This is a genomic window from Kitasatospora sp. NPDC048194, assembly GCF_043202455.1.
GTDB lineage: Bacteria > Actinomycetota > Actinomycetes > Streptomycetales > Streptomycetaceae > Kitasatospora.
Window position 1 is genome coordinate 39,491 of record NZ_JBIDAK010000044.1, and the last position, 12,492, is coordinate 51,982.

General features: G+C 73.7%; 12 protein-coding genes and 1 pseudogene. 8 read left to right on the top strand and 5 right to left on the bottom strand.

Annotation, left to right across the window (positions count from 1 at the left end; genetic code table 11):
- Window positions 1-134: 134 nt before the first annotated feature.
- Window positions 135-815 carry a TetR/AcrR family transcriptional regulator gene (locus ACGF07_RS32785; RefSeq protein WP_392904827.1) on the bottom strand — a complete coding sequence of 227 codons (681 nt, stop codon included), beginning with the start codon at window positions 813-815 and terminating at the stop codon, window positions 135-137.
- A gap of 219 nt (window positions 816-1,034) precedes the next feature.
- Between ACGF07_RS32785 and ACGF07_RS32790 the strand changes: the two genes are divergently transcribed.
- Window positions 1,035-1,616 carry a Uma2 family endonuclease gene (locus ACGF07_RS32790; protein WP_350739978.1) on the top strand — a complete coding sequence of 194 codons (582 nt, stop codon included), beginning with the start codon at window positions 1,035-1,037 and terminating at the stop codon, window positions 1,614-1,616.
- A gap of 102 nt (window positions 1,617-1,718) precedes the next feature.
- Here ACGF07_RS32790 and ACGF07_RS32795 read toward each other — a convergent pair whose 3' ends face one another.
- The 3 genes from ACGF07_RS32795 to ACGF07_RS32805 all read right to left on the bottom strand — a co-directional run bounded on the left by ACGF07_RS32795 (window position 1,719) and on the right by ACGF07_RS32805 (window position 3,814).
- On the bottom strand, window positions 1,719-2,510 hold the full coding sequence (locus ACGF07_RS32795) for a VOC family protein (RefSeq protein ID WP_350739975.1): 792 nt from the start codon (window positions 2,508-2,510) through the stop codon (window positions 1,719-1,721).
- Between the two features lie 182 nt (window positions 2,511-2,692).
- The gene (locus ACGF07_RS32800) at window positions 2,693-3,142 is read right to left on the bottom strand and encodes a hemerythrin domain-containing protein (RefSeq protein ID WP_350739973.1); all 450 of its coding nucleotides are present in this window, start codon (window positions 3,140-3,142) and stop codon (window positions 2,693-2,695) included.
- Window positions 3,143-3,217: 75 nt separating this feature from the next.
- Window positions 3,218-3,814: a TIGR03086 family metal-binding protein gene (locus ACGF07_RS32805; protein WP_392904831.1), complete on the bottom strand. Its 597-nt coding sequence runs from the start codon at window positions 3,812-3,814 to the stop codon at window positions 3,218-3,220.
- Between the two features lie 195 nt (window positions 3,815-4,009).
- Here ACGF07_RS32805 and ACGF07_RS32810 point away from each other — a divergent pair, with 195 nt between their 5' ends.
- Both ACGF07_RS32810 and ACGF07_RS32815 read left to right on the top strand, forming a co-directional pair.
- Window positions 4,010-4,582, top strand: a complete 573-nt coding sequence (locus ACGF07_RS32810) for a DoxX family protein (RefSeq protein WP_392904833.1) — start codon at window positions 4,010-4,012, stop codon at window positions 4,580-4,582.
- A gap of 315 nt (window positions 4,583-4,897) precedes the next feature.
- Complete coding sequence (locus ACGF07_RS32815) at window positions 4,898-7,090, top strand: M9 family metallopeptidase (RefSeq protein WP_392904846.1); 2,193 nt, start codon at window positions 4,898-4,900, stop codon at window positions 7,088-7,090.
- 54 nt (window positions 7,091-7,144) lie between these two features.
- On the opposite strand, the gene ACGF07_RS32820 is transcribed toward ACGF07_RS32815, so the two are convergent.
- Window positions 7,145-7,906, bottom strand: a complete 762-nt coding sequence (locus tag ACGF07_RS32820) for a PP2C family protein-serine/threonine phosphatase (RefSeq protein ID WP_392904836.1) — start codon at window positions 7,904-7,906, stop codon at window positions 7,145-7,147.
- A gap of 166 nt (window positions 7,907-8,072) precedes the next feature.
- On the opposite strand from ACGF07_RS32820, the gene ACGF07_RS32825 reads away from it, so the two are divergent.
- The 5 genes and pseudogenes from ACGF07_RS32825 to ACGF07_RS32845 all read left to right on the top strand — a co-directional run.
- Window positions 8,073-9,170: an LLM class flavin-dependent oxidoreductase gene (locus tag ACGF07_RS32825; RefSeq protein ID WP_350749387.1), complete on the top strand. Its 1,098-nt coding sequence runs from the start codon at window positions 8,073-8,075 to the stop codon at window positions 9,168-9,170.
- A complete protein-coding gene (locus ACGF07_RS32830; protein WP_392904839.1) occupies window positions 9,167-9,793 on the top strand; it encodes an FMN reductase in 627 nt (208 codons plus the stop codon). Before ACGF07_RS32825 ends, ACGF07_RS32830 begins: the two co-directional genes overlap by 4 nt.
- Before the next feature lie 434 nt (window positions 9,794-10,227).
- Window positions 10,228-11,307: a Dyp-type peroxidase gene (locus ACGF07_RS32835; protein ID WP_392904841.1), complete on the top strand. Its 1,080-nt coding sequence runs from the start codon at window positions 10,228-10,230 to the stop codon at window positions 11,305-11,307.
- Between the two features lie 14 nt (window positions 11,308-11,321).
- A complete protein-coding gene (locus tag ACGF07_RS32840) occupies window positions 11,322-12,173 on the top strand; it encodes a family 1 encapsulin nanocompartment shell protein (protein WP_392904844.1) in 852 nt (283 codons plus the stop codon).
- Window positions 12,174-12,379: 206 nt separating this feature from the next.
- A pseudogene (locus ACGF07_RS32845) lies at window positions 12,380-12,492 on the top strand (electron transfer flavoprotein subunit beta); the annotation flags it as partial.

Consider the following 12,492-nt stretch of genomic DNA (forward strand, 5'->3'; position numbering starts at 1 on the left):
ACGGGAACGGCTCGTCGCCGTACGGGATCGGGTACGGCTGCGGGCGCGCCGGTGCGCCCGCGGGGGGCGCCGGTCAGCGCCGCGGCGGCAGGGTGCCGGTGGGTCGGATCAGTGGGGTCGGTCCAGGCGGAAGGTCAGGCCCGGGGTCGGAAGTCCTCGAAGGTCGCGGGGCGGCCGGGCAGGACGGAACGGGCCGGTGCCCGCAGACCGTCCAGGAAGAGCTGGAGGTGCCGGTGGACGAATTCGTCGAGCAGCCCGCACGAGGCGCCCGGCAGCGGCCGGGTCAGCTGGCTCATCGCGATGAACAGGTCCCCGTGGTCCACGTCGGACCGCAGTTCGCCTGCGGCCCGGGCGCGTTCCATCAGACCGCTCACGGCGGTCCGCAGGCGCTCCCGGATCTCGGTCAGTTCAGGGTCGTAGGGGTCGATGGTGCTGGTGAAGACGGCGCAGAGGCCGCCGACCTTCTCCGCCACGGTCGCGTGCACGAACCGTTGCAGAGCGTCGAACGGGCCGCCGCCCACGCCCGCGTCCGCCTCGGCCGTCGCCGTTTCGGCGAGGGCCAGGATGCGGTTCTTGACGAGCAGCGCCACCTCGCGGATCAGCGCCACGCGGTCCGGGAAGTTCCGGTACAGCGTGGCATTGCCGACCCCCGCCCGCTTCGCGATCTCGTCCAGCGGCACATCGGCGCCGTGCTCGACGAAGGCGTCCCGGGCCGCCAGCACGATCCGCTCCCGGTTCCGGCTGGCGTCCGCGCGCAACTTCGGCGCACGCACGCTTCCCCCGGTTCGGGCCGACTCGGCGGCGACGGTGGTCATGACGACTGCTCCTCCAGGATACCGGGGAAATCCTCCCCGCTTAGGCCAACGTACTCAGAAACGGGGAATCTGTCCCCGCTATTTCCGCGTCGAGTGTGACCTGCGTCACATCGGGTGCGGCTGGAGGCGGTCGACTATCGTCAGAGCCAGGGAACACACGTAACCACTCGCCGGCGTGCTCGTTGCTCCGGAGGGTGCTCAGGCGAAGGGGGAAGGCCCGTGACCGCGATCTCCGACCGCCCGCAGATGCTGCCCGAGGAGTTCGAGGAACTCGCTCGTCATCTGGCCGCCACTGCCGAGGGCATCCGCGCGGAGTTCATCAACGGGAAGCTGGGGGTCAAGCCCGTGCCGGACGGCGACCACGGCCGCATCATCCAGTGGCTCCTGAGGATCTGCATCCAGGCTCGGCCCGAGCTCTACCTCCACGACCAGGGGTTGAAGGTGCAGGGTTACCGAGGCGGGTTCGCTCGCCCGGACGGCACCCTGGCCGACGCGGACGCCTTCGTGGGGCAGGGTGACTGGGCGTCGAGCGAACCGGTGCTCATGGTCGCGGAGGTCACGTCGTTCGACTCCGACACCGACCGCCGCGACCGCGTGGAGAAGCCCCGCGCCTACGCCGAGACGGGCATTCCCGTCTACCTGCTGATCGACCGGGACTCGGCCGAGGTGGTCGTGCACAGCCGGCCCGACGGAGTCCGCTACGAAACCGTCCAGACGCTCCCCTTCGGCAGGACCGTCCACCTGCCCGACCCGGTCGGCATCTCCCTGGACACCGAGCCGCTCAAGGCCTGGGTGCGCTGACCTGCCCGGGCCCGCGCCCCTGCCGCTCAGCCTCCAGGGCGCCGGCCCTCGGCCGACGCCCTGGGCGCGTTCCACGGGCCGCCGCTCAGCCGCCTCCGCCGCTCAGCCTTCCTTCGGGCCGATCACCGCGAAGCGGGCGCCCTCGCGGTCCTGCAGCCGGGCCACCCGGCCGTACGGCGAGTCGAAGGCGGGCCCGACCGCCGAGCCGCCCAGTTCCACGGCCCGGGCCAGTGCCCGGTCGGTGTCCGGGACGGCGAAGGAGACCTCCCAGTGCGGCGGCATGCCCGCCGGGCCGCCCGCCTGTTCCTTGGCCAGTGCCGCGACGCTGTGCCCCTCGGCGCGCAGCACCACCCGGTCGTGCTCCCACCGCACCTCGAAGTGCTCCGGGTCGCGGCCGTCCCAGCGGAACACCTCGCCGTAGAACAGCGCCGCCGCGAACGGGTCCGGGGTGCGCAGTTCGATCCAGACCGGCGCGCCCGGCAGCTCCAGCCTGCGGGCGCGGCCCAGCGGGCCCTCCCAGATGCCGAACACCGCCCCGGCCGGGTCGGCCGCGAAGGCCACCCGCCCGGCGTCGAAGGCCAGCGGCCCGACGGCCAGGGTCGCGCCGCGTTCGCGCACCGCGTCGGCGGCCGCGTCGGCGCTCTCCGTCCCGAAGTAGCTGGTCCAGGCGAGGGGCACGGCGCCGAGCCCGGCGACGCCGAGGCCGGCCACCGCCTCGCCGCCGGCCACCGCGTGGACGTACGGGCCGAACCGCTCCCCTCCGGGCTCGAACTCCCAGCCGAGCAGGGGACCGTAGAACTCCTTGGCGTCCTCCAGGTCCCGGGCCATCAGGCTCACCCAGCACGGAACGGCCGCCACACAACGCACCTTGGCGGTCGTCTCACCGCTGTTCATCGCGAACCTCCTCGCCCACCCGGCGGCCGGGCCCCTCCCGACTCCCACGGCCCACCGGCCGCCCGGGACGTCCACAGCCTAGGCCGACGGGCGTACCACCCGGGGGGAGGCATGGCCGGGGCCGGGCGGCCCAGTTCCCGTCGCGGTCCGGGGCGCGACCGCCGCCGCGTGGTGGGGCCCGGTCACCCCGCCTCCGCCCGTTCGGCCCGCAGCCGCTCGCCCAGCGCCGCCCGCGCCGCCGCGGGCAGGGCCTTGCGGGCGGCCGGGAAGAGCCGCTCCTCCTCGCCGGCCAGGTGCCGCCGCAGGGTGTCCGCCAGGCCGCGCAGCAGGGTGTCGAAGGCCGGGTCGGCCGGGCCGAGGCCCTGGAGGTCGGCGAGGTACTGCCCGAGGGCGAGGTGCTCGTGGATGCTGCTGAACACCAGCGCGCCGCCGTCCGGCACGTCGTGCTGGACGACCGGGAAGAGGTGCTCCTCCTCGGCGGCGCAGTGGGTGAACAGCAGGTCGGTCAGCTGCGCCAGCAGCTCGCCGCGTTCGGCGGAGCCGGCCGGGGCGGCCTCGACCCGGTCGAGCAGCTCGGTGGCCGCCCGGTGGTCGGCGGTGAACTCGCCGAGGATGTCCGGCCTGCGGCTCATGGCGCCCGCCTCTCGTACGGGATCAACACGGCCCCCCGTACTCTCCAGTATCCGGCGCGCCCGGGAGAACCCGGCTCAGCCGGTGTCCCGCCGTCCGGTGAGCGCCAGCAGCCGGGCCTGCGGGCCGGCTCCCTCGGGGGCGGGCAGCGGCGGGTCGAACACTCCGCTGCCGGAGAGGTCCCCGTAGCCGCTGATCTTTTCGAGCGCGAAGTCGACCAGGTCCGGCGGGAGCCGGGTGCGGGCGCCGATGCCTTCGGCGAGGTCCCAGGCGTGCACCACCAGGTCGGTGGTGAGCTGGTCGAGGTAGTACTGCCCGGAGACGTCCCCGAAGGACAGGTGGACGGTGAGCCCGGCGGCGCCGGGGACCTCCCAGGCCTGCCGGGCGGCCTCGGCGGCGGCCGACCAGGCGGCGACCGGGTCCGCGCCGAGGACGTCGCCGTCGAAGCGGTCGCCGACCTCGGCGATGGTGGCGCCCGTCAGCAGCTCGGGCACCCAGAGCTGCTCGGCGGTGAGGTGGTTGACCAGGTCGCGCACCGACCAGTCGGAGCAGGGCGTGGCGGAGGCCCACCGGTCGGGGCCGACCAGTCGGACCCGCTCGCCGAAGGCGGCCAGTGCCTCGGGGTAGGGCGTGCCGGTCTGCGCGGCACGGCGGTGCTGCCTGCGTGGAGCCATGCCTCCACCCTGCCCCGCGCCCGGTGGGGGCCGCACCTCGCGCGGGGACGGCGCCGGTTGTTCAAATTCGAACTTCACGGTACGGTCGGGGAGCGGCCGGTTCAAATTTGAACAAACCGACGGCGGGAGGCCCGTGCCCCCGCCCGGCCGCCTCCCAGGCCCCTGACGACCGACTTCCGATCGATGGAGACGACCATGCCGAGCAGCAGCCCGAGCACGACCGCCGCCACCACCCCCACCGCCCGTTCCACCCGGGAGGGGGCCGGCCCCGCGGCCGCCTCCCCGCACGCGTACGACGCGGGACTCCTGCTCCTGCGCCTGGTCCTCGGCCTCACCATGGCCGCGCACGGGAGCCAGAAGCTCTTCGGCTGGTTCGGCGGGGGCGGTATCGACGGCACCGGTCAGTTCTTCACCATGAGCGGCTACCCGGCGGGCAACGCCATGGCCGTGGTCGCCGGCCTCACCGAGGTCCTGGGCGGACTCGGCCTCGCCGTCGGCCTGTTGACCCCGCTGGCGGGCGCGGCCGTCGTCGGCACCATGGTCAACGCGATCGCCGTCACCTGGGGCGGCGGCTTCTTCGCGCCGAAGGGCGACGAGTACGAGCTGCTGCTGACCGCGGGTGCCGTGGCCCTCGCGCTGACCGGTCCGGGCCGCTACGCCGTGGACCGCTTCCTGCCGGTGCTGAAGGCGCACCGCCTGGCGTACGGCGTGGCCGCCGTGCTGGTCGGCCTGGCCACCGCCGGGGTGATCCTGCTGCTCCGCAAGTAGCGCTTCGCCTGCCGGGACGCCGTGGTGACCAACCGTCACCACGGCCTCCTCGCGCTCCCCGGATCGTGCCGCGCCCGGAGGCTTCCCAGGGGCATGTGATGTGTGCCATGGTACATGTCACACTCCCCACCGTGTCCACGACGGCACCGCCCCCACGGTCGCCGTCGCCAACGGTCCTCGCCCCCCACCGGCCGCGCCCCGAGCTGCGGCCGACGACGGCCCGGAGGCCTCCACGTGAGTCCCGCACGTCTGCTGCGACTCCCGCAGCTGGCACGATTGTTGACGCTGGCCCTGACGCTCGTCCTGGCGTTCGGAATGTTCGCCCCGGGCGCCGCCCACGCGTCCCCGGCCCCCGCCCACCCGGGTGCCGCCCCCACGCCCTCCGGCCCGGCCCCCCAGCCGGCCACCGGGGCACCCGAACGCGCTGACCAGGAAAGGAAGTTCACCTCCCTCGACCAGCGTTCACCGCTCCCGGTGGACACCCGCCCGGCCGAAGCCCGCCCGGCCGTGACGGCACCCCACCCGTCCGCCAGGGCGGCCTGCACGGTCGGTGACTTCACCAGCCGCACCGGCAGCGCCCTGGTCCAGCAGATCACCTCCGTCGACACCGGCTGCATCAACCAGCTGTTCCAGCTCACCGGCACCGACGCGGCCGGAGCGTTCCGCGAGGCGCAGATGACCACCGTGGCGAACGCGCTGCGGGACGTCTCCGCCGCCTACCCGGGCGACGACAGCACCGCCGCCGGGCAGTTGGTGCTCTACCTGCGCGCCGGCTACTACGTGCAGTGGTACCACCCGGCCGACGTCGGGACCTACGGGACCGCCCTGCAGACCGCGATCCGCGCCGCGCTGGACGCGTTCTTCGCCGGCGCCCACTCGCGCGACGTCAGCGCGGCCAACGCGGCGGTCCTCGGTGAGGCCGTCACGCTGATCGACAGCGCCCAGGAGAACGCCCGCTACCTGTGGGTGGTCAAGCGGCTGCTCGGCGACTACGTCAGCGCCACCTGGAACCCGACCGGCATGGCCACCGCCGCGAACCAGGTGTTCACCGTGCTGTTCCGCGGCCACCAGCTGAGCGGCTTCGAGCCGGCCGTCGAGGCCGACCCGAGCGTGCTGGACGCGCTGTCCTCCTTCGTGACCCGCAACGAGGACCAACTCGGCGGCAACTACGGCGTGCTGGAGTACAACGCGACCAGGGAACTGGCCCGCTTCCTGCAGTACCCGGGCCTCCAGGCCAAGGTCCGCCCGCTGGCCAAGGCGCTGGCCGCCGCCGCCGCGCCGAGCGGCCGCACGGTCTACCAGTGGGCTGCGGTGGCCGAGGCCGTCGGCTACTACGACGCCGCCAACTGCTCCTACTACGGCACCTGCAACGGCGCCGACCAGCTCAAGTCCGGGACGCTGAAGGTGAACTACACCTGCAGCCCGAGCATCAAGCTGATCGCCCAGGCGCTGGACGGCGCCCAGCTCGCCACCACCTGCGCCAGCCTCACCGGCCAGGACGCGTACGTCCACGCGGTGGTCCGGGACAGCGGCCCGGTCAAGGACGACCACAACGGCACCATCGAGGTCGTGGTCTTCCACTCCTCCTTCGACTACCAGGTCCTCGCCGCCGCCATCTACGGCATCGACACCGACAACGGCGGCATGTACATCGAGGGCGACCCGGCCGCCGCCGGCAACCAGCCGCGCTTCCTCTGCTACGAGGCCGAGTGGGTCCGCCCGGACTTCCAGATCTGGAACCTCAACCACGAGTACACCCACTACCTCGACGGCCGCTTCGACATGTACGGCGACTTCGACGCCGCCATGACGACCCCGACCGTCTGGTGGGTCGAGGGCTTCGCCGAGTACGTCTCCTACTCGTACCGCAAGGTCGTCAACGACGGCGCCATCGCGGCGGCCGGCCTGCACACCTACAAGCTGAGCGACCTCTTCGACACCGTCTACGGCGACCAGGAGCGGGTCTACCGCTGGGGCTACCTCGCCGTCCGCTACATGCTGGAGCAGCACCGCTCCGACGTGGACGCCATGCTCGCCGACTTCCGGGTGGGGGACTGGAACGCCGCCCGCGCCCTGCTCAAGACCACCATCGGCACCCGCTACGACGCGGACTTCGACCGCTGGCTCACCACCTGCGCGAACGGCGCCTGCGCCACCACCCCGCCGCTCCCGCAGGTGCCCGAGTGCACCTCCGCCGACACCCGTGAGCTGGGTGCGAACTGCGGCCGCAGCAACGTCGCGGCGACCACCGGCAACTACGCCCACTTCTACCTCCTGGTGCCGGCCGGCACCCAGCAGGTGAAGATCACCGTCAGCGGTGGGACGGGCAACGCCGACCTCTACTACAACCCGCGCGGCTGGGCGTACACCAACGCCTACGCGACGCGCTCGGCGGGCCCGGGCAACTCCGAGACGCTGACCGTCACCAACCCGCCGGCCGGGTACGTCTACTTCAGCCTCTACGCCCAGCAGGGCTTCAGCGGGGTGAACGTGGCGAGCCGGTTCTGACCGACCGCCGAGCCGCCCCGGGGCACGAACCGCCCCGGGGCGGCTCCGCGCGCGTCACCCGCCGATCCGCACCAGCGCCAGGCTGACGTTGTCCGGACCGCCGGCCTCGATCGCGGCCTTCCACAGCTCGAACGCGGCCCGGCCGTCGGCCCGTTCGGACTCCTCGTCCGGCCGGGCGAGCAGTGCCGCCAGCTCCTCCTCGGGCACCGGGTCGGTCAGCCCGTCGCTGCACACCAGGAAGCGGTCGCCGGCGGCCAGCGGAGCGGTCCGCACGTGCGGCTCCACGAAGGTGAGGCCCAGCGAGCCGCCCAGGGTCTGGGTGACCATCGAGGTGGTCCGCCGGCCGGGCGGCAGCGGCGGGCTGTCGTCCACGCTGACCCGGCGCAGCCCGGCGTCGGTGACCCGGTACACCCGGCTGTCGCCCACGTTGAACACCACCGCCCGCTCGGGCAGCAGCACCAGTCCGGCCACCGTGGTGCCCATCGCGGCGAGCTCGGGCTCCTCGGCCGCGGCCGCGTACACCGCCCGGTTGCACTCCTGCAGTTCCTCCCGGACGGCCTCCTCGCCGTCCAGCCCGATCCCGGCGGCGGCGAGCCGGCGGGCGACCAGCGCGCTGGCCACCTCGCCGCCCGGGTGGCCGCCCAGGCCGTCGGCCACCGCCACCACGCAGGGCAGGCCGAGCGGGAAGAGCAGGGTCTGCGGGTTGGCGGTCACGGTGGCGCAGAGCGTCCACGGCCCGACCGCCAGGCTGTCCTCGTTGTGCTCCCGCACCAGGCCCTCGTGGCTCAGTGCGGTCACCGCGATGTACGGCGCCATCGGCCCGCCGCCCTTCCGGAGCCCTCCGGAGCCCTCCCCCCATTGTCGCCGCCCTGGCCGCCGTTGTCGGAGGGAGCGGCGCCCCCCGGGAATAGCTCGGCGCGGCGGACTGCTAAGGTGGTTGAAAGTTGAACGACCCGGCCCCTCCTGGAGTGTGGTGAGCACCATGCAGTTCGGAATCTTCACCGTCGGCGACGTCACCCCCGACCCGACCACCGGCCGCACCCCGAGCGAGCACGAGCGGATCAAGGCGATGGTGGCCATCGCGCGCAAGGCCGAGGAGGTCGGCCTCGACGTCTTCGCGACCGGCGAGCACCACAACCCGCCGTTCGTCCCGTCCTCGCCGACGACCATGCTCGGCTACATCGCCGCGCAGACCGAGCGCATCATCCTCTCCACCTCGACCACGCTGATCACCACCAACGACCCGGTGAAGATCGCCGAGGACTTCGCCATGCTCCAGCACCTGGCCGGCGGCCGGGTGGACGTCATGATGGGCCGCGGCAACACCGGCCCGGTCTACCCCTGGTTCGGCAAGGACATCCGCCAGGGCATACCGCTCGCCGTCGAGAACTACGCGCTGCTGCACCAGCTCTGGCGCGAGGAAGTGGTGGACTGGCAGGGCCGCTTCCGCACCCCGCTGCAGGGCTTCACCTCCACCCCGCGCCCGCTGGACGGCGTCCCGCCGTTCGTCTGGCACGGCTCCATCCGCAGCCCGGAGATCGCCGAGCAGGCCGCCTACTACGGGGACGGCTTCTTCGCGAACAACATCTTCTGGCCCAAGGAGCACTTCCGGAGGCTGGTCGGCCTCTACCGCGAGCGCTACGCCCACTACGGCCACGGCACGCCCGAGCAGGCGATCGTCGGCCTCGGCGGCCAGGTGTTCATGCGGAGGAACTCCCAGGACGCGGTCCGCGAGTTCCGTCCGTACTTCGACAACGCGCCGGTGTACGGGCACGGGCCCTCGCTGGAGGAGTTCACCGAGCAGACCCCGCTGACCGTGGGCAGCCCGCAGGAGGTCATCGAGAAGACGCTGACCTTCCGCGAGACCTTCGGCGACTACCAGCGCCAGCTGTTCCTGATGGACCACGCCGGCCTGCCGTTGAAGACCGTGCTGGAGCAGTTGGACCTGCTCGGCGAGGAGGTCGTGCCGGTGCTGCGCCAGGAGTTCGCCAAGGGCCGCCCGGCCGGGGTGCCGGACGGGCCGACCCACGCCGCGCTGGTCGCGGCCCGTGACGAGAGTGCCGTGGAGGTGGCCGAGTGACCGCGTTCAAGCTGGCGGTGGTCAGTGCCGGGCTGAGCAAGCCGTCCTCGACCCGCCTGCTGGCGGACCGCCTCACCGAGGCGACGGAGCGCCGGCTGGCCGCGGAGGGCCGGGAGGTGGAGGTGACGGTGATCGAACTGCGGGACCTCGCCGTGGACATCGCCAACAACCTCGTCACCGGCTTCCCGGCGCCCGCGCTGCGTGCGGCGATCGGGGCGATGACGGACGCGGACGCGCTGATCGCGGTGACGCCGGTCTTCACCGCCTCCTACAGCGGGCTGTTCAAGTCCTTCTTCGACGTGGTCGACCAGGACGCGCTGACCGGCAAGCCGGTGCTGATCGCCGCCACCGGCGGCACGCCCCGGCACTCGCTCGTCCTCGAGCACGCCGTCCGGCCGCTGTTCAGCTACCTGCGCGCCGTGGTGCTGCCGACGGCCGTGTACGCGGCGACCGACGACTGGGGCGCGGCGGGCGACGCGCTCACCGACGGCCTGCCGGGCCGGATCGACCGCGCGGCGGGCGAGTTGGCCGTCCTGCTGGCCGGCCGCGGCCCGGCGGCGGAGCCGCCGTCGCCCGCGCCGGTGGTGCCCTTCGCCGAGCAACTGGCAGCGCTGCGGGCCTGAGGCCCGACGAACCGGGGCGGGTGCGCGACCGGGCGCACCCGCCCCCGCCGCGTGCTCGGCCCCCGCCCGGCCGCGTGCTCGGCCCCCGCCCGGCTGGCCGTCGTGCGCCGCCCGCTCGGGCGTGAGTGCGCTGGAGGCCTTCCGGGCGGCCCCGGTGGTGACCGTCGCCGCGGTGGTGCCGGTGCCCTGGTGACGGCCGTCGGGGCGGGACGGCGCCGCGCCCGGCACCTTCCCCGGAAGGCGGCCGCGCACCACCCGGACGGCCCTGGCGGAGATCAGGTCGGCCGGGTCGCCCGGCCGCGCGTCGGCCGTGCCGAATCGTCCGCTCTGCGATGTAATCGTCGGCGTGATCGGATTCGTCCCGATCCGTCGTGCTCCGCAGCCACCCGCGCGGGGCCCCGTCGTGAGCCCGGCGCGTGACAAGGAGCGCAGCCATGCAGCCCGAACCGCAAGCCGTGCTCTCCCCGCTGACCGGCGCGGCCGTCTTCCTCGCCCTCACCGTCGGGGCGGGCGGCGAGGACACCGTCCGCGAGCTGCTGCCCGATCTCGCCGGGCTGCGCCGGTCCGTCGGCTTCCGGGCCCCCGACGCCGGCCTCACCTGCGTCACCGGCATCGGCTCCGACCTGTGGGACCGGCTCTTCGACGGCCCCCGGCCGGCCGCCCTCCACCCCTTCCGGGAACTGGCCGGCCCCCGCCACCGGGCCCCGGCGACCCCGGGCGACCTGCTGCTGCACCTGCGGGCCGAGCGGATGGACCTCTGCTTCGAGCTGGCGAGCCAGCTGACCGGCCGCCTCGCCGGGGCGGCCACCGTGGTCGACTCGGTGCAGGGCTTCCGGTACTTCGACGACCGGGACCTGCTCGGCTTCGTGGACGGCACCGAGAACCCCGAGGGCCGGGCCGCCGAGGCCGCCGCGGTGGTCGGGGCGGAGGACCCGGAGTTCGCCGGCGGCAGCTACGTCGTCGTCCAGAAGTACCTGCACGACCTCGACAAGTGGAACGCGCTCAGCGTCGAGGACCAGGAGCGGGCGGTCGGCCGCACCAAGCTCACCGACATCGAGCTGGCCGACGACGTCAAGCCCGCCGACTCGCACGTCGCGCTCACCGTGATCACCGGCCCGGACGGCGAGGAGCGGAAGATCGTCCGCTTCAACATGGCCTTCGGGTCCTTCCAGGGCGGGGGCGAGTTCGGCACCTACTTCATCGGCTACGCGCGGGACCCGGCGGTGACGGAGGAGATGCTGCGCAAGATGTTCATCGGCGACCCGCCGGGCACCACCGACCGGCTGCTGGACTTCTCCACCGCCGTCACCGGCTCGCTGTTCTTCGTCCCGACCGCCGACTTCCTGGACTCCCCACCGCCCGCGCCCGCCTCCGCGCCCGCCGCCGTGGCGGTGCCCGCCGCCGGACCCGCCGACGCCCCCGCTGCCGGACCGGCCGCCGGAGACGCGGGCACCACCGTCGCCGCGCCCGCGGACGGCTCGCTCGGCATCGGCAGCCTCAGGCCGACCCCCTGAACAGGACCCCGCGCATGAACAACCTCCACCGGGACCTCGCCCCGATCTCCGCCGCCGCGTGGGAGGAGATCGAGGAGGAGGCCCGTCAGACCTTCAAACTGCACATCGCCGGCCGCCGGGTGGTCGACCTGGACGGCCCCGGGGGCGCCACCCTCGCCGCCGTCGGCACCGGGCACCTGACCGGCCTCGAACCGCCCCTCGACGGCGTCCGGGCCCGCGCCCGCACCAGCCTGCCGGTGGTGGAGCTGCGGGTGCCCTTCACCGTCACCCGCGCGGCCGTGGACGACGTCGAACGCGGCTCGCGGGACTCCGACTGGCAGCCCGTCAAGGACGCGGCCCGCACCCTGGCCCTGGCCGAGGACCGCGCCGTCTTCGAGGGCTACCGCGCGGCCGCCGTCGACGGCATCCGGGCCGCCTCCAGCAACCCTCCGGTCCCCCTGCCGGACGACATCCGCGAGTACCCCGAGGCGGTCAGCCGCGCCCTCACCGCGCTGCGCCTGGCCGGCGTCGGCGGGCCGTACTCGCTCCTGCTCGGCGCCGCCGCCTTCACGGCCGTCAACGAGACCAGCGACCACGGCTACCCCGTGCACAACCACCTCGCCCGGCTGCTGGACGGCGACATCATCTGGGCCCCCGCGATCGAGGGCGCCTTCCTGCTCTCCACCCGGGGCGGCGACTTCGAGCTCCACCTCGGCCAGGACGTCTCGGTCGGCTACCTCTCCCACGACGCCGAGTCCGTCGAGCTGTACCTCCAGGAGTCGCTGACCTTCCGCGTCCACACGGGGGAGGCGGCCGTCGCCCTCGGCGGACTGCCGCCCGCACCGGCGGACGGCCCGCGCGCCCCCGGACACCGGGAAGGGTACTGAGTGCCTTTACGAGGGGTACTGAGTGCCGTAAGCTCTCGGTGGAGCCTCTGAACGCCAGTCGAAGAGAGCCGACACGGCATGCCGGTCCAGGCGGCGCTTGCGGCGCGCGGGTCGCGGCCGGGCCGGACTTGGCACTCAGTACCCTCGGCATGACCTGAGGCCGTGGATCCAGTGCATCCGTGCACCCGTGACAGGAGAGACCGCTGATGAGCTTGAGGATCGTCGTCTGTGTGAAGTACGTGCCGGATGCGACGGGTGACCGTCGTTTCGCGGACGACCACACCACCGACCGGGAGGGCGTGGACGGCCTCCTGTCGGA